General features: G+C 54.5%; 17 protein-coding genes. 10 read left to right on the top strand and 7 right to left on the bottom strand.

Annotated features, from left to right (window positions below; all coding sequences use genetic code 11):
* Positions 1-264: 264 nt before the first annotated feature.
* The 7 genes from WDN02_RS13120 to WDN02_RS13090 all read left to right on the top strand — a co-directional run bounded on the left by WDN02_RS13120 (position 265) and on the right by WDN02_RS13090 (position 10,768).
* Positions 265-1,458 carry an N-6 DNA methylase gene (locus tag WDN02_RS13120; protein WP_337293921.1) on the top strand — a complete coding sequence of 398 codons (1,194 nt, stop codon included), beginning with the start codon at positions 265-267 and terminating at the stop codon, positions 1,456-1,458.
* Positions 1,459-1,491: 33 nt separating this feature from the next.
* On the top strand, positions 1,492-3,213 hold the full coding sequence (locus tag WDN02_RS13115) for a zinc ribbon domain-containing protein (RefSeq protein WP_337293920.1): 1,722 nt from the start codon (positions 1,492-1,494) through the stop codon (positions 3,211-3,213).
* Between the two features lie 254 nt (positions 3,214-3,467).
* Positions 3,468-4,154 (top strand): hypothetical protein, encoded by a 687-nt coding sequence (locus WDN02_RS13110; protein WP_337293919.1) that lies wholly within the window; start codon positions 3,468-3,470, stop codon positions 4,152-4,154.
* Between the two features lie 761 nt (positions 4,155-4,915).
* Complete coding sequence (locus WDN02_RS13105; protein ID WP_337293918.1) at positions 4,916-5,635, top strand: TnsA endonuclease N-terminal domain-containing protein; 720 nt, start codon at positions 4,916-4,918, stop codon at positions 5,633-5,635.
* Complete coding sequence (locus WDN02_RS13100) at positions 5,635-7,773, top strand: Mu transposase C-terminal domain-containing protein (RefSeq protein WP_337293917.1); 2,139 nt, start codon at positions 5,635-5,637, stop codon at positions 7,771-7,773. Before WDN02_RS13105 ends, WDN02_RS13100 begins: the two co-directional genes overlap by 1 nt.
* A gap of 5 nt (positions 7,774-7,778) precedes the next feature.
* Positions 7,779-8,855: a TniB family NTP-binding protein gene (locus WDN02_RS13095; protein ID WP_337293916.1), complete on the top strand. Its 1,077-nt coding sequence runs from the start codon at positions 7,779-7,781 to the stop codon at positions 8,853-8,855.
* Between the two features lie 65 nt (positions 8,856-8,920).
* Complete coding sequence (locus WDN02_RS13090; RefSeq protein ID WP_337293915.1) at positions 8,921-10,768, top strand: TniQ family protein; 1,848 nt, start codon at positions 8,921-8,923, stop codon at positions 10,766-10,768.
* A gap of 79 nt (positions 10,769-10,847) precedes the next feature.
* Here WDN02_RS13090 and WDN02_RS13085 read toward each other — a convergent pair whose 3' ends face one another.
* The 3 genes from WDN02_RS13085 to WDN02_RS13075 all read right to left on the bottom strand — a co-directional run bounded on the left by WDN02_RS13085 (position 10,848) and on the right by WDN02_RS13075 (position 16,995).
* A complete protein-coding gene (locus tag WDN02_RS13085; protein ID WP_337293914.1) occupies positions 10,848-11,894 on the bottom strand; it encodes a hypothetical protein in 1,047 nt (348 codons plus the stop codon).
* A 263-nt stretch (positions 11,895-12,157) separates the two neighbouring features.
* Positions 12,158-15,106 carry a DEAD/DEAH box helicase family protein gene (locus WDN02_RS13080; RefSeq protein WP_337293913.1) on the bottom strand — a complete coding sequence of 983 codons (2,949 nt, stop codon included), beginning with the start codon at positions 15,104-15,106 and terminating at the stop codon, positions 12,158-12,160.
* A gap of 602 nt (positions 15,107-15,708) precedes the next feature.
* The gene (locus tag WDN02_RS13075) at positions 15,709-16,995 is read right to left on the bottom strand and encodes a phosphatase PAP2 family protein (protein WP_337293912.1); all 1,287 of its coding nucleotides are present in this window, start codon (positions 16,993-16,995) and stop codon (positions 15,709-15,711) included.
* Positions 16,996-17,424: 429 nt separating this feature from the next.
* Between WDN02_RS13075 and WDN02_RS13070 the strand changes: the two genes are divergently transcribed.
* The 3 genes from WDN02_RS13070 (at position 17,425) to WDN02_RS13060 (ending at position 20,375) form a co-directional block, all read left to right on the top strand.
* Positions 17,425-17,778, top strand: a complete 354-nt coding sequence (locus WDN02_RS13070) for a hypothetical protein (protein WP_337293911.1) — start codon at positions 17,425-17,427, stop codon at positions 17,776-17,778.
* A gap of 327 nt (positions 17,779-18,105) precedes the next feature.
* Positions 18,106-18,846 (top strand): hypothetical protein, encoded by a 741-nt coding sequence (locus tag WDN02_RS13065; protein WP_337293910.1) that lies wholly within the window; start codon positions 18,106-18,108, stop codon positions 18,844-18,846.
* 437 nt (positions 18,847-19,283) lie between these two features.
* The gene (locus WDN02_RS13060; RefSeq protein WP_337293909.1) at positions 19,284-20,375 is read left to right on the top strand and encodes a hypothetical protein; all 1,092 of its coding nucleotides are present in this window, start codon (positions 19,284-19,286) and stop codon (positions 20,373-20,375) included.
* Here the strand turns inward: WDN02_RS13060 and WDN02_RS13055 are convergent.
* From WDN02_RS13055 to WDN02_RS13040, 4 genes are all read right to left on the bottom strand, one after another.
* The gene (locus tag WDN02_RS13055; protein ID WP_337293908.1) at positions 20,302-21,276 is read right to left on the bottom strand and encodes an FkbM family methyltransferase; all 975 of its coding nucleotides are present in this window, start codon (positions 21,274-21,276) and stop codon (positions 20,302-20,304) included. The genes WDN02_RS13060 and WDN02_RS13055 overlap by 74 nt on opposite strands.
* Before the next feature lie 125 nt (positions 21,277-21,401).
* Positions 21,402-22,136, bottom strand: coding sequence for an ABC transporter ATP-binding protein (locus WDN02_RS13050; protein WP_337293907.1), 735 nt, complete (start codon positions 22,134-22,136; stop codon positions 21,402-21,404).
* A 50-nt stretch (positions 22,137-22,186) separates the two neighbouring features.
* A complete protein-coding gene (locus WDN02_RS13045) occupies positions 22,187-23,362 on the bottom strand; it encodes a hypothetical protein (RefSeq protein ID WP_337293906.1) in 1,176 nt (391 codons plus the stop codon).
* Positions 23,363-23,428: 66 nt separating this feature from the next.
* Positions 23,429-24,328, bottom strand: coding sequence for a hypothetical protein (locus WDN02_RS13040; protein ID WP_337293905.1), 900 nt, complete (start codon positions 24,326-24,328; stop codon positions 23,429-23,431).
* Positions 24,329-24,438 lie beyond the last annotated feature (110 nt).

Raw genomic sequence — 24,438 nt, 5'->3', positions numbered from 1 at the left:
GGGATTGCCAACAAAGGGACGGCTTCTGCCGCGCCCGATCTGGACATCAGCTCCGAGTGCGGGCGCCGTCGTCCGCGATCAACTGCAAATTTTGCCGCTAAAAACCGGAGGCTCGGTTGAACCGATTGGACGGCGCTCCCGTGCGCGCCTCCTGGTTCCTAGAATCAGTTCTGATCCGCAGTAAAATTAGGATATCTGAAAGAAAGAAACCATGGACTTTTCAAAGACGTCTTATAACAATTTCACGGGAATTAGGGGGCGAGATTGAGTCCTTACAGGCAAAACAATCTGGGTAGATACGACACTCCTGCCTGGCTGTCGTCGGCCGTCGTGGCGGCCCTTCCGAAAAAGACACCCAACAAGGTCATCGACATCGGCTCCGGAAGCGGATCTCTCTCCATCGCCGCTTCGCAACGCTGGAAGAAAACGCAACTCCTGACCGTCGACATCGACCACCGCTCGGAAAATGAAATCATACGCGTCTTGGCCAAAGGCAATAATCATCGGCACGTCTTAGCTGACGCGCTTTGCCCAGAATTGCATCGGGCCGTTGGTGTCGATGCGGGGACAGTCGACGTCATCCTTTCTAATCCACCTTACCAACTAGCCCGCTGGAGACCCGAATTTGAAAGCATCCTCAATCGGGCTGGCCTCAGCAAACAGGCAACTTCGGCCAAGGAAGTCACGCTCGATCTAATATTCCTTGCGCAGGCTCTTTACCTTGTACGTCCAGGTGGCCATCTAGGCCTCATCGTGCCAGATACTTTCGTTAGCGGCAGCCGAACCGCCGGAACACGAAGAGCCATAGCCGAAACCCATTCAATCGAACGCGTTATCCAGCTTCCCCGAGGCGCGTTTCGTCGGACCGACGCCCAAGCCTATATTTTGATTTTGACGAGCGGCAAACCGACCAATTCCATCGTTTTGGAGCGTGTTTCGCCTGAGGGGTACTGGGATCAACCCATCACGGTCGCGGCATCAACTGCCGAAGATCGACTCGATTACACCTTCCATTTATACAATATTGTGCCGAAATCCGGACGCGAGACGTCGCTGAAGGACCTCGGAGTAAGCGTGACGCGTGGTAGACGGTCATCGAGCGAGGTCCGCTTGTCGAATGGAATCATTTTCCACACCAGCAGTTTTCCGACCCTTCCGGGCGGGACGGTCCACCTGAACCAACCCAAAAACAAAAACGTCAGCGAGGTGACGGCGAAGCGCGGGGATATTCTGGTTGCGAGGGTCGATCGAAAGCTCGAAACAAAAGTTGCAATCGTCGAAAGCGGGGAAGCACCGATATCTGACTGCGTTTTTCGACTCCGCTGCAATTTGCGTCTAAGGCAACGTATTCTCGACGGTCTATCCTCAGACTCCGGACGATCACAAATGATTGCACGGTCGCGGGGTGTCGGCGCACGTAATTTATCTGCGACAGAACTTCTCCGGATACGGGTATAACTTCGAGGCGTCTCCCAAGAAAGCGTACCCGAAATGAACGAGCAAGACCAAGAACTAACCGCTCAGTTGGAGGAGCGAGCCGACTACATTCCTTTAGATCGGCTCGAACAGGAAACCGTCGTCACTGACTTTTATGAAACTGTCCACCGAAAGCTCATTCACACCGGCACGAAACTTTTAAGCGGGCCACGAGGTTGCGGAAAAACGCATCTCATGCGTTACACTTACCTGCGGTGTCAAAAGCAAAGCACCCTACCCTTTGCAGTCTATGCGTCTTTTAATCGTTATTACCGGCTCGAACCCCTTCTTCAACGAAAGCCGTCGGCGGTCGCAACATTTCATACTTGGGTTTTAGCTGTCATTTTGCGAGCTCTGGCAGAGAGTGTCCGAGACTTCGACATACCGAGTCGCGAAACGACGTTTGAACAAGTCGTGGGCATGTCTGCCGATGAGCTCCGCAATATCATCAGCAAAATCGAGCGCGGCCAGCAGCTCGAAGAATTCGAAGCTGCTGATGCAAGACAGATCAGCATTCCATTCGTGCAAGACGCTCTCCGTTATTTCACGGAAAAGGCCGGACGTACCCGCGTTATCCTTCTTCTGGACGATGCCGCGCTGACATTGACGCGGGAATATTTGCACGACTTTTTTGATTTAGTGAGATCCATAAAAACGAGTTCCATTACACCAAAGGCCTCTGTTTACCCCGGCACGACGGAATACGGACCTAACTTTCACGCCGCTCAGGAAGCCGAGACAGTTAATGTCTGGCTCTCTCCAGACGACCAAAGCTACGCTTCGACGATGCAGCAAATCGCGCAGTTGCGTATTTCTGGCTTCAGCAGCATTCCAGTCGATGTCGCCAAGTACCTGATGTACGCAGCATTTGGCGTGCCTCGTGCCTTTTTAATGCTCTTGAGAGGGTTTCAACAATCATCCGGAGGCACGACCCAGGCAATCGTAAACAGACTGATCCAAGAGCATGCGACTGCTCGAGTTTCCGAATATTCGTCCCTTCGCCTGAAAATGCCAAAGCTCGCTTCGATAATTGAAGCCGGTGGCACAATCTTCTCACGCCTCGTCAGCGCGCTGAAGGACTTCAATGACAACGTTGATGCGAACGGCGGCAAAATGACGATGGTAGTCGGCGTTCAAGGAACCGAGGACAACGCTCCCGTAGAGCGCATTTTTAGCCTCTTGATTGAAGCCGGCCTTCTTCACGAATTACCGTCTGTTTCTCACGGCGAAGGCCGAATATATAGGCGCTTCATCATCAATCTCGCGGTTCTCCTCAATGACCGCGTTTTCTCGACCAAAACCCGGGGCACCTCTTTCAAAGCAATCGTTGAAGTAATTGAGTCCGATCAAACTTCGAAGCATCCGGTGCGCCGCTCAGTGAGCACGTTAGTCGGTAAGGAACTCCAGGATAAGCTCCACCCCGATTTACCTGCATGTACGAGATGCCATACCGAGCGACTGTCGACGAACCAAAAGTTCTGTCACAATTGTGGGGCTGAGCTCGTCGACGTCTCTGCATTCGACGAGTGCATGAAGATTCGTGTCGCCGAGGTCCCCGGACTAACCGGATGGACGAAGGAGCGTCTCGAAGAAATCGAGCGATTCAACACGATCGGCGACTTCCTCGCCGAGCAAAATCCGGTCTCCAAACTCCGGCAAATTCGTGGAGTCGGGAAACAACGCGCTAACAGGATAATCCAACTTATCACTGGATACGTGGACGAGTACCTGTCGTGAGAACTCCACGAACCACGACTATTACACCACCGCCCCCGATGATACATCGGCTAATAACGCCTCCTGGTGCACCCCTTCCGCCGCTCGATACGACGACGTGGTTCGCCGGAGGCGGCGCTCCCGACAAAAGCAGCCCAATCGATCATTTTTATAAAAACTGCGACGGCATAAATAAGCTCGTGATACTCCAGCCGTACCTGAACAAGACCACGCCACTGCCGAGCGAGTTAGCCACTATTTCCATTCTCGGATACATGTCAGCCTTCGAGAGCTACCTTCGCACAATGCTATCTCGCCTCATATCCTTCGATGAGTATGCGCGGTTTGTCGTTGAGCGGAAGACCGTCACGTTTGGCGCCGCTATGCACCACAAAGCCGATCAACTTCCCGACGCTCTGTTAGAGGGAACATCCTTCGCGAGCCGAGATAATATCAAAGACGCGCTCAAGGAATACTTGCGACTTAAGCCACAAGACGTTCCAGACATTGACAAGCCGCTAAAGGACTTTCAGCGGATATGTGAAATGAGGCACTGCTGCGTGCATCGCTTTGGTCGTCTTGGCTCCAATAACGCAATTACTCTTGGGCTGGCGAACCACAGCAATTTGCTTGACGCAAGCATCCTGCTCGACATCGATCAGTTGCAGGCTATTCTATTGTCCCTTCGGATACTAGTTCGTACAATCAATACGAACTTGTTCACCGCCATTATTGAAAGAACCACCATCTCCGAAATAAAGGATGAAAGATTTCCGTTTTCATACCCGGTCAAATGGACTTGGCGCTGGCCCAGCGATCGTGCCAGGTTTCGTAGGTATTACGCGCTCTTCTCTAGCAATGATGTAGCAAGTCCTTCGCCTGATGAGCAGCTCGTTTATAAAAGCTTTAGAGATGAGTCTCTGCGCCGACTTAGACCGAGCCGTGCCAGCAGGACCCCATGAGTTTTGCTCCCTACTATTGCCGCTCGGCCTAAGACCTCCTCTGAAGCGGGAGCTTGCCATGGGGTTCGGTGACGACCGTCAGATCGCGTGAATGAAGGTCTTCAAGGAGAGCGCGGCAAGCGCGCGCATTGGCTATTGCCTCGTCGAGGGCAAAAACTCTGGCGAGAACGTCGTTCGCCCGATCAATAATTCTGAGGCCCGCGACGCTGATCGGCATTCCTTCATCAGAATTAAGCTTGTGATTTCGCCTCGACAACCGCGATGACCCCGGTGGGTAAGGGGTGCAAAAAATATTTTTTGGAGCTCAAAAAGAGGCATCAAAAAGCCGCTCGAAAGCGGCGCCAAAAGCGCAAATTTAGCAAATTCAAGCGCGGAAGCCGCCTCGCGGCGGATCACCGCAGATACAAATCTTCCCAAAAAGAGTCAACCCCAGTGCGGAAGCCACTGAATTCATGAGCCTTTCCGTATCGATAGGCTCTGGACTCTGCGGCTCATGTCAGGAATTGTCTGGTTGCAAATCCATCAGGAGCAACTGACCACCCCGCTTCAATTTCCAAACGCCAAATGAAAAAGACGCCTCCGGAGGGAATCCGAAAGCGTCTTTTAATTCCGCCGCTCGACCAAAGCCCACGAAGCCCATCGAGCAACTAGCCCTCCGGCGAGCCGCCAGAGAACGGGAAAACTTTGCCTGCTTTCCCTCGGAAATGCAAGCGCAACGTCGCCCCGGCTCTGGGCTCGTCAGCATCGAGCCAAACCAAACCATGACCGATATTCTTAGTTCGACAAGTTGGACGCCGCCGTATTCCACCAGTTGGACGCCGCCGTCCGCATCAACCGCCAGCCGTCTCCCTCCCGTCCGCTCTCGCGGCTCCAGCCGCGGAACCGTACTCAACTTCAAAGCCAATCGGACCCTCTGGTACGAAAGCTCGCTCGAACGCAAGACCATTTATGTTTCCCTGACGCGTCCCGACGTCGTCAACATGTGGGATCAGCCACCCCAAGTTACCTACGTCGACGCCGAGGGAAACACTCGCCACCATACCTTCGATTTTCTCGTCCAAATGGCCAGCGGGACGCGTATCGCGGTCGCCGTCAAACCATCCGAACGGGCGGAACATGTGACCGACATCCTGGAGCGCATTGCTTCACAGGGCGCAGTTACTTATGCCGACCGCGTCACCCTCATCACCGAACGCGACCTGCCGAAATGGCGCGTATGGAACGCGCAATTCCTGCATTCTGCCATGTGTGAACGTGCCGACGCCGACGACAACGTCGTGAGAGAGATCCTCGCCGATGTCATCGGCGATGTGAAGATCGGCGACATCATCAATCGTACCGACCTCGGCGGCCGCGGCCTGCGCGCTGTTGCGCGCCTCCTCGGCGCCGGCGAACTCAGATTGACCCTGCCCGGCCGCATCAACCGGCGGGCTCTCGTGACCAAGGTCTCCCTCCACGCCGAAACCCGGGAGGCCCGCTGATGTCCACGCCACGTCCCCACAAGCTGCGCTTCAGCCACTTCGACCGGATCGTTATCGCGGACAAGGATTACCGTTACGTCGAGGCTGTCACCGACGGCTATCTCTTCCGCCGCAACGACACCGACCTTGTCGAAACTTTCTCTCGTGATCAGATCGCCCAGCTCAGACTGGAGAAGAAATTTGGTGTCGACCGCGACTTCTACTCCATTGAGAAGGCACGCGCTCGCGGCGAAAGCGATCTCCAGTTCCTGAAGGATCTCCCGCTCGAAAAACAAAACCTCATTCTTTGCCGTAAGGACTGTGTCGACGCTTTCTTGGAGCTTGAGAAAACAGACCCATCGGTCACTCGGTCAGATGCTGCGATGCCGGCAGCCATCGATCGGATTATCGTAACCTTGCAGCCAAAATGGGCAGTTATGATGGCCCAAGAACGAAAACCAAGAACCGGCACAATTGCCAAAACATTCGATCCGCCCCGCGGCGCAAAAGCATGGCGGACGTGGCTAACGCGCTACGAGAACTCCGGCGGTGATGCTCGCGCTTTGCATCCGCGTTATCACCAATGCGGCGATCGGACACCGAAAGTCGCCGCCGAAACCCGCCCGATTATGAATAAGCATGTCCATTCGTATATGGATGAGCGGCGCCCGTCTAAAAGGAAGTGCTTCACAGGCTTCCTCCAGGCAATCAAGGATATCAACGAACAACGCCGGATCGCAGACCTGGAGCCGATTCCAACGGTTTCGAAGAATACGTTTTTCGCAGCCATCGACCGGCTTTCTAAATTCCACGTCTATGCCGCCCGTTACACTCTAGAGGCCGCCAAGCGCAAGTTCCACATGTCCTCCGGCGGCATCGAAGCTCGGCGCCCGTTGGAGCGCGTCGAAACCGACGAATGGCATATCCATCTCCATACCCTGTTCGACGAATTAGATCTGATCCAATATCTTGAACCGGATGAAATCGCGCGTCTGAAACGCTGCCGTTGGCACCTGTGCATTGTAATCGATTGCGCCACGCGCTGTATTCTCGGTGCCTCGATTGCCGCGACCGCCACGCCTGAGAATGCGTTGCGTGCACTTCACCTCGCATGCATCGATAAAACCAAGATAGCCATCGCCGCTGGCGCGGTCACTCCTTGGGACATGCACGGAACCCCTGATTGCGTCAGCGCGGATAACGGCAGCTCGTTCGTTAGCACGAAATATCGCATCGCGGTCAGCGACCTCGGGTCAAACCCTGACTATCCTCCTGCCGGCTTTCCGGAGTTACGCCCTAAGGTGGAGCGTTTTATCCGGACAATCGACACCAAAGCTGCGTCGGATTTCACCGGACGCACTTTCTCGAACATCGTTGAGCTCGGTGACTATCCGGCCGAACAGCGCGCCGCCATTACCGTCGAGGAATTGTGGGACGTTTTCCTCCGGTATTTGGTCGACGAATATCATAACGAGCCGCATGACGGACTTTTCGGCGAAACGCCGAGGAATGCCTGGCTTCGCCTGACTGAAGACTATGGTGCTTCGCCTCCGCCAACGGCAAATATGCTGCGTGTTACTTTTGGTACCGCGCTTACGCGGACCATTGGCGATTACGGCATTCGCGTGCTCGGGCTCTGGTACCAATCTGAGGAACTTCAAACATGGCGGCGGCAATACGGCGACGTCAAGATCGATATTCGCGTAGACCCGGAAGACCTCGGTGCCATCTCCACTAAGCTCGGCAATTCTTGGATTCCGATCAACTGCCTCGCCGACTGGGCTTCGGGCCTTGATGTCAGGACATGGATCGGTGTCTGCGCGGATCTCCGCGCCCGCTTCGCACGCGAGGCTGAAGTCGCAAGTCACGTTGTCCATGACGCCGTTTGTGCTCGACAGGCACTCAGTCAGAAGGCGATCAAGCGCGCGGCCTTGGGTCCGACAACGCTGTCGAGTGAGGAAATCGAACTCGCGGAACGCAACCTCACCCTGAGTTTTCGCTGGAAGGCGAATGTCCCCGATCCGAGCATCGATGCGGATCGTGATCCCCTGCATGACGCCACGATGCCCGTCGCAACCGCCGCGCCGTCGGTACCGCCCACCGCAGCGGCGCCTGAGTTGAATAATCCCCCCGTTAAAAATTACCAGATTGAGGACTAGAAGTCGTGACCAGCAATACTCCTGATGATGTCGATACCATCGTCGACGCACTGCGGAATAAATTCGTGAGCATGCCCCGCGACGCCCAGCTTCGCGACGCATTCGAGCTCTTTAATTCGCATAATCGGAAAATACACGAAATCGACCGGCCGCTTCAAAACAGGGAAGCCAAGCTTCTCGTCGTGACAGGGCGCAGCGGCGCAGGAAAGACAACCTCCCTTACACGGTTGTTGTCAAATCATCCCGATTTTCCAGATTACGCTGAACAGCATTCGATTCGTAAGGACAGCGATTCCCCCAACCAATATGCCCTCTGGCCGCTGTTGACGGTCACAGCGCCGTCGCCCTGTGTGCTGGTTGAACTCGCTCGGACGGTATTGACCCCTCTTGGCTACCCGCTTGCTCGGAGCACACAAGGCGCTGCCGCGTGGGCGCACACGCGGGCCCACCTGCGCATGAAGGGGACGAGGATTCTTCATATCGATGAGATGCAGCACGCGACGGAAACCAAAAACGTAACTCAAATGCGGGAAATTGCTAACACTATCAAAAGGCTTCTCGTCGATCCTCAGTGGCCTGTGTCTGTCATGATTTCAGGCATTGAAGACCTCAACGATTTCCTGAATTTTGATTTTCAGCTCGCCGGCCGCGTTTTGCAGACCATTCGTTTTGAGTCGATATCACCAATTGACGATGCTCGAGAGATCGCCGCTATCGCCAGCGACCTTTGTTCTCGTACACGTCTATCTCTGGTCGCGCCAGACCAGGACCAGCAATTCTGGTCTCGTTTGATTCATGCGGCAAACTGCCAATTTGGGAAATCCGTCGAGTTTTTTATTGATACCATCGAACATGTTCTCAAGCGAAATTCCCTTAATGGCGATCACCGAATGATGATGGAGGATTTTGCCACGGTATACGTGCGAAAGCGTGCGTGCAGACCCGCGGCCAATCCTTTTATCGCCCCGGATTGGAGCCTGATTGACACTTCGAAAATTCTACAAAAGGCGCCGTCACGGCCTGATGATGACCCGTCGCCCACGTCGCCTGCCAAACGGCCGCGTCGCAGCAAACGGAAATAACCAAGACCGAGCCAGGGTCACCTTCGCCTCCAATCAAACTAAACAACGACCGATATCGTCACGCCATGCACTTCGCGCCCCGTCTTAATCCCACCCTCCCCTTGATGCCTGGCGAATCTCCCGCGAGCTTCGCCTCGCGCCTCGCGAACATCCATGGCATAGGCAGCGCGCGCGAATTTTGCCTAGACATGGGATTTCAGTTCCAAGGCGTTGTCGACGGAGCAGAAGAGGCACTCACGGCGCTGAGCGAACTATCGGGCGCATCCCTGGATAGTCTCAGAATAAACGCCATCCGCCGCGCCGGTGGGGTGTTTTCCATCGGCACTCAGCGGTTAAACAAGGCCTCTTTGCGCCGAGAACGTCTTCACGTTTGCCCGTTATGCCTCAAGGACGACATCGAGACATCCGCGGTACCGGCAGCCTTTGCGGTTTATGGCCGCACGATATGGTTGCTCAACCATATCAGGACGTGTCCTCTCCATCACTTTCCTCTCGTCAAAGTATCCGAAAACACGCTAGGGCGCCTCCACGAGTTCTCATTCTCCATTCAGCAAATGTGGCCTGATCTCGAAATGATCATTCCGCGTTTTCACGAGCGCCGCCGGTCTGAACTTGAAACTTATCTTCTAAACCGAATTCTTGGTCTTAAAAGCCGGGCGGAATGGCTCGACAACCTCGAGTGGTTTGCCGCGGCAAGGACATGCGAGATGATCGGCGTGGTCGTTGAGTTCGGGCGCACCCCAAACCTGAACAGCTTCACCGACGATGATTGGCACCGCGCTGGCATCACGGGTTTCGACATAGCCGCTGGGGGCGAGGCAAGCGTTTGGTCGCTTCTGAGTGACCTTCAAACGTCCTATAACTACAAAGACGCCCACGAAGGACCGCAGGCATATTTCGGACGATTGTTTCAGTGGCTCGCTTTCGGCACTCAGTATCCGGAATACAGTCCTGTACGCGATCTCATGCGACGCCATATTATCGAGAGCAGCCCTGTCGGACCTGGCGACATCATTCTCGGCAAGCCCGTCGAAAAACGCGTGATCCATTCGGTGATCACCGCATCGCAGGAGAGCGGGGCTCACCCTAAGCGGCTTCGAAAACTGTTGGTCGCGGCCGGTATCATTCCTCCTGGACTTGATCAATATCCGTCCGGCCGCGTTTTGTTTAATGCATCCTCGGCTGAAGGATTTATCGCCCGCGCCGTCACCTCCCTCAATCTCAAAGAGGTTGAGGCTCATCTCGGTGTCGGCCGCGCCCAAGCCAAACTGCTTTATCAGAATGGCTTTATCCTTCCTTGCGTCCCCGAAGGAGCGGAGGGGCTTGGCGATCTCGCTTTCGCTCGCGACGACCTTGACGCGTTCCTGCGACAGCTATTGGAAGGCGCGGTTCCCTTCAGCGATCCTCAACCACCAATTTGCTCCATCGAAAAGGCGGTAAAGAGAGTTAACTGCAGTATCGCTGAAATTGTTCAGCTCATTCTTGGGAAGAAGCTACGATGGCTGGGATTAGATCCAGCACAACACGGCTTCGCCGCATTGCTGGTCGACGTCGAAGAGATCAAAGAACTTGTCCGGGGCGAATATCCGGGCGGCGTCCCGATTTATGTGGCTCTCGAAAAGCTAAAGACGACCGAACGTGTAGCCAAATTGCTTATAGCCGGCGGTCATCTAATTACCGTAGCGGCCATAAGCCCTCTAAATAGATGTCCCGTTCGACTGATCCCGAACGATAGTCTGGAGGGATTTCGCGATCGTTATATTTCACTTTATGAGCTGACCTTGGTGACGGGTTATCACCACACCAAGGTCAAGAGGCTGCTTGATGCGCGTGGGCTTGAACCCGCCCTCACCTCAGACAGGTTTGGCGCGACATTCTACTTTAAAAGCGATGTCGCTTACCTGGCGAGATAAAACCGGAGCTGCCGATGCGGACGCGAGTCGACATGGAGGTCGCCAGCTTGTGACGCGACGAACATCATGCGGCCCTACGTCATTCCGGCTCGGGTTCTGTTGGCCCGCTCTTTGCCGCGCTGGAAAACGGATCCATTTGATCTGCTTCTTCCAGAGCCCAACGCGCCCATTCTTCGAATTCTGGGATCTGTGAAACTTGTAAAGCGCATCTTGCTTTCACGTATTCGCGTACGAGACTCGCCTGTCGCCAGTTCGTAGCCTCGATTAGCAGTCCATCGCGCCTCGCCTTCTTCTCGGCGGCAATCCGTTCACGCTCCTGGCGTTCGGCCCTCTCCTGCGCTTTACGTCGGGCCTCAGATTCTTCTGCTTCGCGTTTTCGCTGCCATTCGGCTCTTTGAGCCTGCCATCGTCGCGATTCCCGCTCACTTACAACCGCGAGACCGATCACGATTTCGGTCAGCTTCTCTTCTAGTTTACCGTTATCGTCATCCTTCCAAACCGAGACGATATCAGGATGATGCTGGCCGCCTTCTGCACGCAATTCTAGCTGACCTTCCTCGTCCTCTGCCTGTCGATTACGTCCCATGCGCTTCTTGAAAGAATCCAAAGTGATGCTGACGGCAGTAGGGCCATGAATTGATATCTCGCGCGCCTCCCTATCTCCTATATGAGCATTTCCACCGCCGGTGCGCGCGAAAGCGCGAAAGATTGAGTCTAGAATGCGGAGGCGTCGTCGTTCATAAGAGGAGTCAAAGAGCGGCTTATCCCAATGAAACGAGCTCGACGCCATTTTTTGACGAGTCGCCTCATCGCGCTTCAGCAGTTTGGCGATAGCTGGATCCGCGCGTGTTAGGTCGCGCGATAAGACCACTTTGCCGAGTCGGCGACGGAACCGCTCGGTCAGCACATCTATGCTCTCTTCTTCGCCATCGACGCCTGGCTCTCCGCTGATGCGTGCTCTCAGCTCGGGTGTCAACACACCAGTCATATCAATGACGTTGACCGTGGAAAGATCGCGCGGAGTAAGAGGTGTTCGTGCAACCTTTTGACCAGCGCGCAGCTTGTTCCAATATCCACGCTCCGGAATTGGTATGCCCGCATTGCGGCAGTGTTTGGCTATCGCCACGTCAGAGATGCCGATCGACTTGCAAAGACGACTTATGGCCTCCGACCAAACTAAATCATAGAGTTGCTCTCGTGTTAAGCGTAACATAGCTTATCAGCTTCCCGGGAATAGATCGCGTTTACACGAGTTTGACTTGTCGACGATGCACGAGATTCTCTCTCTGGGTGACCCTGCCCCCCTCCGCGACATCAAAACAAACTCCACACTATTTTTCTTTCCTGCCTTTGTGTGAGCTCAAAGGAACGCCTGGCTGTCTACATCGATCAAGCAGAAGCTATGACCTTGAGCGGCCGAAACCCACCCCGTATTAAGTGATCGCTTGCGGCTGCCAAAACATTGGCAAGTGCGTTGGGTAGATTTTGCTTCTGAAGTCCGGGCTGCACGGCGATAAATTCAAACTCGATCTGCGCTGCCGCTGCGTCAGTGAGTATCTGCTCCATGGCATCGAGATCGCCTCGGATAAATCTATGGCTTCCAATGCGACTGTTGAATCTCCGACGGACGTGGGTAAGAATCTTTTGTTTAAGAGCCCAAGGCACCGACTTAACCGCTTGTGCTGTGACTTCATAAATGTCCGCCACGCGATGACCCGCTAGACTGCCCGTTGCGCCTTTGCAATGATAAAATTTTATAATGAGCCTATTGGCCTGTTGTTCTATAGCGATGAAGTCGGCAATCTCCCCTGTGCCGTGATCATAATAGACAACTGAATTTACAGAAGTGTTCAGCTGGTTTTCGAGGCCGGCATGGATAGATATCAGACCATCGCCAGCAACTCCAAATTCCCGTTGGATGTCAATATTTGCTGCAGCCCAATCGAGCGTTTCTATGAGCGAGTCATCAAATGGCGGCAATGCATCTGTCGGAGCGCGAAGCAAACTATACCCATCAACGAGCGATAGGTCTTCCGTGTAGAAAATCGGCATTTCACTATTTAAAAAATCTATTAGGGACAAGGTTTCCCGCTCACGCTCGATCTGGACGTCCGGCTCGTTGGGCGTGAGAGGCTCAACGAACCGATTCGTTTCAAAAGAATAAGTAGCTTTGTATTCCAGCCCGCTGCCATGGCTCAACACGATGACGATCGCATCTTCCGTGGAGGCCGACACATCAACTGTCAGGTCGCAATCAAGGAGCTGAGTGACCATTTCACCCGACGGCAAATCATACCGGAGCTGTGGCGGACTTTTGTAGACGCTATGGCGCCAATCGACCGCAATAATGCCTTCGGGCAGAGTATCAATCTCCTCGCCAACATCCAGCAGATCGAGACCAGAACCCGTAACGGGGGTACGATCGCTGCTGATTCGGCTCGCCAGTTTTTCACACCATTCGATAAGATCTGGAAGTTTGGCGCTTTTGTTGCTCCAAATCTTTGATGCGCTGCTCAAGCCAATTGTGACAAGTTCGCCGTCATCCGACCCGCGGCCAAAGGCATGGCCGCGGTGATAAAGTCGCGCGTCGCTTCGCCCGATCACCTTATCCGCGTTGGACCCAGCAACAATTCGATATGACTCAGTTGTATTCGAAGCGACGCGATTACGCATCCCGACATTGAAAAACTCGGGCGCGGTAATATCGTTAAGCGCGCGATTTAATCGAACGAGCGGCAATGCTTTTGGATCACCGGCAAAGGATTCTACCAGAAATCTATACAGGCCTTCGCTGCGGCGGGAGGCGCAAATGAACAAGAGATTAGACTGCGGATCTTGGAAGAAAATGAAAAGATCTGGCTGAACGCACGAAAGACGATCGTCCGTAGTCCAACGCGGAAGCGTCATTTCGCGGGTTACGTATATCGAAGCGTTATGCGCTTCGCTGATCGCCTGATAGACGATCTGGAATGCTTCGGGGAACTCAACGGGTGTTCTGATGTCGATGCTCTGATCGAGCTGATAGATTTTCACATGATAATATGGCTCAAGAACATAAAGGGATAAGTCGGATAGGTCTGGCGTGCTCAGGTCGGTCGGCGCAAAGGACTCCAGCACCTCCCGCGTCTGCGCCTCCTGATGAACCCTAGTTGCGCTGAGATTTTGCACCATCTCCTGCCAGACGGCACGATTGTCATAGAGCCGCTCGGCTTCGATCTCGATCTCGGATGGTATAGCCAAAAAGGTTGCTGGGCCGAGATTTTGCCCCGCCGTGCGAGCAAAGCGGCCAATAAATTGCAGAGTAACGCTGAGCGAGCGGTGCGGCGAGTGGATGGCGGCGATCTTCAAACTCGGAAAATTAAAACCCTCGCCGAGCATGTTCACGCAGATAATGCCGTCGAGCTCCCCTGACTCCAACTCCTCTATAACGGCTTTGACATATCTCAGCGACTTGTCGCCGGTGACAATCTTCAAACGCAGGCTGGTATGATCTCGGTAGATGCTGAACAGTTCGATCGCCCTCCGACGGCTGTCGGTGCGAACCATAACCCTGTGCTGGTAGCTTGCCGCTTGGTCGGCCCTATATTGCCGCTCTGCAGCCACGGCGATCGCCGCATCATTCGTTTGACTCGGTTCAGGCGTGACCGGCTGATATCTTATTTCTCCAAAGACGCCGTCCTCAAAGGCTTTACGAAGATCATAAGTGAAAATAAAGCGACCTTTGATTTCCCGCTGATCTTGCCGAAATGGCGTTGCGGTGAACAGTAGTCGCTGAGCAGAGCTAAAATGGTCGAGCACGGCCTGCCATGTGCGGGCCGGACTGTGATGGGCTTCATCTACCAGAACTAAGTCGAACAGATCGGCGGGGGGAGTTGCGATGTCCTCGTATCCGGGACTGATGCTTTGAACCGTTGCGACCACGACGTCGTAAGCACGCATCGCCTCCCAAGCTTCGAGAGTTTTCACTCGCTTTTTGACGCTGTAAACCTTTGGTGAGGAGACTTCATCGCCAAGGGCTTCCGCTGCGCGCAATGTCACGAGTGAGGCGATTTCTTCCGCTATCTGTTCGCGGACAAGCCGGCTCGGCGCAATGACGAGCACCCGCCGCGCACGCAACACGAACGCCGCCGCGATCAGAACTGCGGTTTTGCCGGAGCCAGTAGGCATCGTGACGATGCCGGGATCGGAGCGGTTGGCAAAATGCGCAGCGGAAGCATGAATCGCTCCCAGTTGCGCGAGGCGGAAACCTGGCGTGTCGTTCGCCTGCAAAGGGTAACGAAAAGAAGCGTAGTTATCGGCGAAATACGACATGGCATAACCAAATTTGATATATGCCAAGTATAGCTCAGCTTTAGATCAAGGTGCAGGGTCCTAGGCCCCTGTAACCACAGGTATTTCTAAAGCCACGGCCGGGGTCGGAATTGCCCCGTCGTCCAAGGCCGAGCGGAGCTTCGAATTTCTCGTAGAAGCCCCCGTCCCATTGGCAGGCGGGGGTCCCCAAAACTCGATAATGAGATTTCCAGCCCGCGAGTTGGCCTGGAACCCTTATCCGTCAGGAATGGCGCCCCGTCGCAGCCAAACACATGAACGTCGGCAATGTCGTCCCAGACACCCGGGCCGCCATACCGTTTTCAATTCGCCGAGGCCGCCGACCGCCATCCCGCTCATTTCCCCAGGGTCATCGAGCCCCTTGCGGCAATACTTTCATTGTATTTGCGGTAACACCGGACGAACGATCGAAATTTTTACTCTGATAATTCAATGACTTAAAAATTCTGGTGCGGACAAACTTCGGTGGTCGTTACAAGTGTAGCGGATACCAAAGATTGTCCGCTGTGAACGTATGTGTGTCCGCAAATCCAAGGACAGTTTGTCCGCAAAGCAAAAACGCCCCGGAATCCGGGGCGTTTTCAACTTGAACCGCTCAAGGATGTGATCGTTCAGCGCTGCTCGGCCTCCAGCGCGGCGTCATAGAGATTGATCCGTTGCCAGAAGCCTGTTTCCGAGTTTTGGGAATCCAAAGGATATCCGGAGGCAAGCTCCGTGCTGCGGAGAATCACCCTACGCTCGGCCACCGGCAAGTCGGGACGGAGTGTTTCGAGCAGGACCTCGACGCCATCCGGCACCAGCATCGCCGCGTCCTTTGTTCCGATCTGGGGCAAATCATAGGTCAAGGTGAAGCGATAAAAGATGCGCTGAGCTGGGGCTCCCCAGGGATCCGATTTGGCGTCACTCGGCTTCGCGCACGCCGCGAGCTTCTCGCCGCATTCCTTCTCGAGCGCTCCGCGTAGCTCGTCACGCGCTTCGACGAACAACGCATGATATTTTGGATCATTAAGGTAATGCGCCACATTGCGTTCGGCGATCATCCGGCTGCCGATCACGTCGAGAGGATAATGGACGCCCAATACGATGCGGGAATAGCCATAACCGGCAGCGCGGGCGATCAGCGGCAGAAAACGCTCCGGGAGCATTTCGGCGAGAAGCAGACCGTCAGTGTAACCGGTATTGGTGTGGCCGCTCGGGAAGGCTCCGCCGGTCGCGCCATAAGGAGCGCCATCCTTGGCGACATAGGCGTCCTTGACCAGAACGATGGAATTGCCGTCGATCAGGAACGGCCGTGGATAGTTGAAATAGCTCTTGGCGGCGCCGGTGCTCACCTCCGTCGCCTTGATCAGGGCAGCGGCCTTTTTAATTTCACCCTTTTCATAAGCCCGGAGAAACGCGTCACCCAGTCTCGCCCCCAAGGCTTCCGCCGGGAAGAATAGAAATGGAACTTCATCGGCGTCGAAAAGGGCATGCTCTTGCTGAGCCGCGATGGCGTCATGATTGATCTCAGTGGCGATGATGTCATTTTGATCCAAGATCCAGCGCGGCAAGGTGATGAACGGCGATAGGATCTTGATGCCGTCGGCTTGAGCGGCCTTGGTTGCGAAATCATAGCCGCTCGCCTTGAGCCATTCGAGGTCGGCTAATGCGGAACTCTGCCGCGCTTTATCGATGACCTGCTGCGATAATGTCTCGCCCTTGGTCTGAAGCGCACGGACGAAATCTCCGTGCTCACGTTTCAAGAGCGCGTTATAGGTGGGATCTGTATCAGCCGCTGTAACAGAATCCGCAATTGCGCCGGCGGCGATCAGCGTTGTCGCCTGCTCCTGTGCCGGTGATATTGAGACCAGAATGATACTGAAAAGCAGCGCGACGCTGCTTGCTTTTGCTAATTGCATGGACGTCTCCAACCAATCCTCGAAACCGGCTCGCACAGTTCCCAGGGCAAGTTAGACGTACAGTTTGACAGTTATATTTGCAGGAACTTGGCCACGGCTCTGGATGTGTCGCACCCGCGCCCTGCAAAACACGCGATTGGGATTGCGATAGCAACTCGAATGAGGCTCAAAAGGAATTGTTCCGGCTTATGTTCCACCTTAACCTCGATAGTTCGCACTCGGCGCGGGAAGGGCCGTCTTAAATGTGAATTCGTATTTATTTGATAAAAACGGCACGAGGCCGATATCTGCAAAATCTTTGATAGCCGTGTTGGTTGAAGGAGGGAAGCTTCGCGAAGGGTCTCGCAGAATACGAATTCTCGCTGCAGCGGAACGTGGACGACACAAAGAGCATTACAAGGTAATCGCCGAAAAGAGGTCAGGATGCGCATGAACAAGTCAGCTTTCGGAATTGCCGTGTCAGCGCTCTCGATCGGCCTCGGTGCGACGGCATATGCTCGGGACATGGCGAGCGACCATTATCATGCTAGGCATTTGACGGGTTTCTCTCGGGCAAGTGGCGTGCGCGGGTATTACGCCGAGCCCGCCGCCAGCTACGCTCAACCCTGGTGGTTCGGTCGCACAGGCGCAACCGACGTGGGCTATTGGGGCGGCAGTTCAGGCGGGATTCCCGGCACGGGCGCCGCCGCACACGGCGACTATGGTGAACAGCATCAGCCTGGCATTCTTCCGCAAGATCGCCCCTACCCGCTCTGGAGCCTTTCCGGCAATCCATATCGCTAGCCCGTATCTTTATAATCCCTTGGAAACCATGAGCTTTATCGTGCTCGTCGGCTGTAACGACGAAGTACGTCGCTACTTCGTTCTTTCGTGGAGACCGATATGCGCCGATGGAGATTTCGCACGTTGAACGAGATCGATCCACAGGCTTGGCTCGCCGACCGCCTAGCGCGCAGGCCAAACCACCGGAAGCAGACCACTCAATTATTGTCATGAGCTTGGATAAAGAGTCCGCCAATCTGCACAAGCCGCGGCTAACTAACGAATGCGTTCGTTAATCTTGCTTTGCCAAAGCTTTTCCTTTTGATTGGGATCAGAAGGGAAAGCTTTATGGTAAGGGAGGATTTTGCGCTCGCCCCTACGAGCAAGGCCTCGATCGTCGCGACGATCGGCCTGCATGGTAGCGCATCGACCTGGGTTTACAATATCGTCCGCGAGCTTTTGCTCGCAACCCACGGCGTCGATGCCGCCAAGGCCTGTTACGCCGATCGGGTCGAGGATTTGCCGAGTGATTTCGGCCCAGAGACGCCGGTTGTGATCAAATCGCATCATGGCAGTCCGGAATTTGACGCTTTTTTGCGGGCACATGAAGCCACGAAGATCCTTAGTCTGCGCGATCCGCGTGACGCCGCTCTGTCCATGGCGCAAAGATTTCGTACGCCCCTGCAACATACGGTGCACTGGTTGCTGCGCGACTGCCGCCGCATGGCAGGCGTGTTGAACGACGCCGATCTCGTGCTGAAATATGAAGATCGGTTTTTTGATCAGCGCGCAGCGGTGGACAAGATCGCCTTGTGCCTCGGCGTGACCGTCGATGCCGCTAAAACATCCAAACTCTTCGATGAATATCGCACTGAAGCGGTGCGCGCCTTCGCCGCATGCGTTTCCGACCTCTCCCCGGAACGCATCGACGAGACCAACGCATCGAAATATGATCGTATCACCCATATTCACAATATCCACGTCGGCGACGCGCAAAGCGGCAAATGGCGCCGCCTGCCGCGCAAAACCCGGGACGATATGACCAAGGTTTTTTCGCCCTATCTGCGTCAGTTTGGGTATACGTTGTGATGGACCTGTGAATCGGCGCTGGATCCAACGGGAGCTGACACCCGTTCATCGAGGAATGGGTTGGTATTACGGGATAACGCGTCACAAAGGGGCATTCGTCGTCGCAGCGCGGTCCCCTCCGTTCCTTGAGATCAGCGCGGCAGCGCCATACCTCGACTTAAAATCCTAGATCACAGCTACACCGAAATAGACCATGTGGAATTGCCTGAAGAAGGCATGGTTTTAGATATCATGGCGTTGACAGACGACGAGTGCCGATCTTTGCACGCCAGACAAACATCCCGGCTTTGATATAATCCTCGTGAGTTGATAAAACCTATCGTGAAGAAGACGAAAAAGATGACGGAGATTCTGCGAGAAAAACATGCTTTGCGGCGGCAAGAGCGGCGTAACGCCGCCGAGCGCCTACATAAACGCCCTAACTTGGAGCGCCGCCGTTGCTTCTAACGGTCCTAGCTCCGCCTTCGCGATTTGCCGCTTGGGCGCTTTCTGCGATCCGATCGCTTGCCGAAGCCGCGCTCGGCGAGCTGGATTACATTCGCGTCACGACGATGGATCAATTTCGTCTGGACTGGCATCAGCGGAAAACAAAAAATGTGATGCTGTTCGCGGATTTCCCCGATGTCGATCTTGCGCGCGTTCTTGCCAAGAATAAAGGGCCGACGATCTTTCTGCACGAAGACCCCGTCGCCGTCGCGATCCATTGCATAGCCTTCTCGGCCCAGACGCCGATATCAGCTGCCAGAATGGTATCGGCCAGCTTCTCGACGTTGCATGACATCGCGCTCGCCTGTCCCAGCCTGATCATTTTGTCCCGGGATCAACCCCCCGACGCACTACTTCGCAGAGCCGCCGAGTTCTTCTCTCTGCCCGTTGATGACGAGCAAATTGCCGGAATTCTGGCAAACGTGCCGTTTCCGGCGGAGATTCCGGCAAGGCCTTCAGCTACGAGCGCAGCGAACGCTTTTACGGTGCTACCGCTCTCCGATGATCTCGTCTGCTCATTGGCCCCCTTCGCCTCGATTTATGACGGCAGTGCGGTCAAATCATTCATCTGGCCGCGATCTTTGTTCCTAGGCGTCGACCAACTCGGCGCGCCAACGGATATTTCGCTTGCTGACGAAATCAAGCTCACAGGCCCGGCACGCATCCTCTTCTACGGACCCTATTTTCATCTGCCGACCGGCGAGTGGATTCTTGCGGCGCAATTCCGTGTTTTCGAGAATTCTTCTGGCAACCAACTCAATATCGAGGTCATGGCCGGCCTCAACGTCGTCGTCCAAAGAAGGACTAGGCTGCCCGCACGAGGCTCGTATGAATTCAAACTTTCTTTCGCGGTCACCGAACCGCGCGATCCAATCCAGCTTCGGATCGCGATCATGGAAGGTGCAATCGAGGGGATATTGATCCTGGATCAAGTGACGATATCCAGACCGGAACCTGTCGCCGCCGATCTCAGTCCGGCCGTTTCAATACCACCCCTGCTCGATAAGGCAACTGCGAGAGCTCTTCAAACGACAGCGCCTTGAGGCTACCGTCTGGTTCGATATCAAACGGCATCAACCCCATCGATTCCAAACTTGAAAGATAGCTCGAAACTTCGAAGCCCGCTGCGATAAGCTGACCTGGCGACCACTCGACCACAATTCTAATCTGGGGGTTAGCCGCAATAGTCTTCTCGGCGCCTTCGAAAACGAGCGGCTCCGCACCTTCGACATCGATCTTCATAAAATCGACGCGGCCGCCCAGCCTCGGCAAAAGATCATCGATTGGAATACATTTTACTGTGAAGGGCTCGCTTGGCGCCTCGCCCATACTCTCGATGAATTCAGCGGGAAGCTTCGCTATGCTGGTATTGGCAGACCGCGTGTTGCGCCGGTGTAATGTCAGTTCAAAGTCGTGCTTTCCGGCAGCCGCATGAATGACTTCGGCATGACCGAATCCGTTGATAAAAATATTGTCGCGAGCAAGCTCGAAAACATGAGCGTCGGGCTCAATACCTATGACGCGACCCTGGGGGCAAAAACGCGCCATCAGGCCGGTGAAATAACCAAAGTTGGCACCGACATCTATGCAATGGCTGCCCGGCTTAAGAGCCGAAACGAAAAAATTCGTCAGTTCCGTCTCATAACCTCCCGCAACAATAAACCAGGGGCTTAGAAGTCGATCATCGGCTTCCACGAGATAGGCAATCTGACGATCGGCAACGACTGTCTTCGTGAGGACCCGATTGCCACCGACATAGGTTGCCCGGGCACCATGGCTGAATATTTCTAAACGATCGAGTTTCAGTTCGACTGCCGCGAGCCTCGCCCGGACTTCGTCGAGGGCAGCCAGACGCGCCGCGATCTCGTCGAGCTTTCTGCCGAGAAAGCTATTTTTGAGGAGATTATTCAGAAAACTCATTTGACCTGACGGCGGACCGACCAATGGTTTATTAGACATTAGAGCTGAAGACAGACCTTGATAAACAGCGACCAGCAGCTTACTAAGGACGCCATTTCCTTCTCAGTTAGCTTCCGCCGCCCGGTTAACAACATCAACCGGCATGACGACTAAAGCGTCTCATAAATTTTAATTGCCAAGTCAATATCATCAAAGACGCGCCCGCGTCCCGATTTCAGAATGAGGGCTTTAGAGCAAAAGCGTCTGATCGTCTCCAGATCGTGACTAATTAGAATCATGGAACGATGTAGCCTTTGAACAAAGAGAGCATCGTAACATCTGCGATGGAATCGCTGATCGCCAACAGCGAGCACCTCGTCGATGAGAAAGCATTCAAAATCTACCGCCAAAGTCAAAGCAAAGGCGAGTCGCATCCTCATTCCGGAAGAATAATTTCTAACAGGCAGCGACAGGCTTCTTCCGAGTTCGGCAAAATCATCCACAAACGCGATCATATCGTTCACGTCACAGCGATAGAGTCGCGCGATAAAGCGAACATTATCGAGCCCGCTCATGTTGCCTTCAACGCCGCCAGCGAAAGCGAGGGGCCAAGACGTGAAAAGACCCCTATGCAGACGGCCCGAAGTTGGAGGTTCGACACCACCGATGATTTTCATCAGGGTCGATTTGCCCGCCCCATTCTTGCCGAGGATTGCGATCTTCTCTCCGGAGCCGATGCCAAAGCTAATTCCATCGAGAACGCGGCGTACGCCTATGGGCGTCTCATATTCTTTCACCACGTTTTCTACGATAAAGCGTCGCGCACCAGATTTGCTTGACGGATTTGGCCGCTGTTCCTCGCCGTGCTGCACCGCGGATGGTAGTGACAAGTCTTGCGCGACCAAGTGGCCCGCGCCTTGACGGTGGCCTAAAGACACACCGTTCGTCCTTACGGTCACGACGCCGAGTGCTCCGTTGCGCTACGCCGCAGCGAGCGTTGCACGGACCAAATCCCAACCGAAACGGCGACAATTCCCAGAAACCACAAAGACCGCTCGCGTCGTTCCGGCGTATCTGGAAGGTTTGGCTCGCTGATTGTCTCCAAATAAAGATGTTGCTGCTCCGCTCCCTGGTCCGCGTTGTTGAGATTGCTCTGAGCGGCCTCCAGAGACTTTGCAGCAAGATCCCGTTCAAGCACCAAACTCTCGAACTTAGCCAGATTTGCCGCCGTGGCTCCCGACCCGGCGCCGATTCGATTTCGCAATTGGTCGATTTCGTCTCGATAGGATTTTATTTTGAGCTTCAAATCTATTGCACCGGGGCTCGAAGGCATCATCGCGGTCTGTTGCTGGAACTGAGCCTCAAGTTTAGCGACCTGCGTCTCAAGTTGCCCAATCGTCTCTATTGCGACCAGCGACTCTTTAGAAGGATCTATGGATCCACTGGCATTTCGAAACTGCGTCAGACGCGCCTCGACATTGGCGACTTTTTGACGCTCCTCATCAACGAAAAGATTCGCATACCGTACGGCATCCTGCTGCGCCCGAACGTTCAATCGATTGATGAATTGCTCGGCATGCCGAAGTATCGCGGAAAGCAACGTGCGCGCATCCTGTGGTCGATAGGCATCGGCACGAACTGTCGTAATAGCCGTTCCTTCGTTAAGGTCGACGTGAGTCCAATTCTGGTAGTGCCGATAGAGCCGATCGAAATCGTTCCGTGTATAGAAATTAGGGAAGCGCGTAATTATGTCGCTCTCCGGCCGATTGAAGATTTCCAGGAGATGATCATCCCTAACGAGTTGACGGACCATATCACGCGTATCGAGAAATTCATCGACGACATAGGTCTCGTCGCTCGATCGAGACATGCCTTGGCTCTGAACCAGTGATTCGAGACCTTGTAGATTGCCGCCATTAGTCCGCACAACGAACTTGGCCTCCGAGACATAATAGTTTGCAGCGACGATAAAAAAATAGAAGAACGCCACCGCTGCGGGAAGTCCAACAAAGAATAGAATATCGTGGAGGCCACGCAGGAAGGCTGGTTTTCGCGGCTTGTGTGGCCCCTCGAAAAATTCGACAAGCGCGCCACGAGACTCGAGCGGGGTAAGCTCGATTTCCTCGATCAAGGGCGGGGAAAACTGGGACGCCTGCGACAAATCAGAGCCTATACGATGCTGCAGTAAGATCGGAAATCACTGTTCGTGCTCCCTGACGCCGACAGATAGAATCCAAAGCACGCTGAACACCGAGAAGGTAAGGACGAATACGGTCGCTATCGCCCGCAACCGCTCCGGTTCCGTCGACTCGTCGGGACTGTTCGGCGTCGAAACCTCTTCGATATAAAGCTCTTGTCTTCTTGCTTCCTGCCTTGCGAGCTCAAGCGAGTCGATAGCCGCCGCAAGGCTCTTATCGGCAAGGCCGCGAGTAAGAGTGAGACTCTCATAATCGGAGACGTTCTTACCAAGCGCTTCACCGCCGCCTCTTACTCTCTCGCGCTCCGCCGCGATCCGGTCGCGTAAAGCGTCAACTCTGGCCGTGAGGACGGATTCCTCAGGCGCCGCTGGAGAAACCAAAGAGTCCTCGCGAATCTGTGCGAGGGTTTGCGTCAGGTCGCCCCAAAGTTGGGCAGTCGTCCATAGCTCCGAATCCGACTTGCGCGTCGGATCAATGAGGAGCGTGCGATTTCGGAATTCCGTCAGTGCTGCTTGCGCCGCAATCACCTTCGTCTCGGCGTCGTCGACATCCTTTTGCGTTTCGGCGATCGTGTCCCGCTGCGCCCGTAAATTCATGCGATTGGCAACATCTTCGGCAAGCGAAATGAGTTCTCTGTCGACTCGAACAGAATCTTCAGGCCGAAAGGTCGCAACGCGCAGGGTCGATATGCCTTTGGAGCTATCCTCAACCAAAGTCACCCGCTGCAGATAAAATCTGTAGAGCGATTCAAAATCGTCACGTTCCCACAATCGCGGGAATTTTGCGAAATAATCTCCTTCGGGCCGTGCGAAAATCTCGCGCAACGGAACGCGAGCCAAGAGAGCTTTGACAGCGTCTCGCGACAGAATATAGGTACCAACGATATTCGTGTCGTCCACCGCACGCGAGATCCCAAAAACATTGAAAAAAGCATCAAGCCCGGAGACTCGTGAACTCGACACGCCGCGAACGATAAATTTCGCCTCCGAAACATACTGGGGCGACGCAA

The organism is Methylovirgula sp., assembly GCF_037200945.1.
Classification (GTDB): Bacteria; Pseudomonadota; Alphaproteobacteria; order Rhizobiales; family Beijerinckiaceae; genus Methylovirgula.
This window is presented reverse-complemented; position numbering and strand designations above follow the sequence as displayed.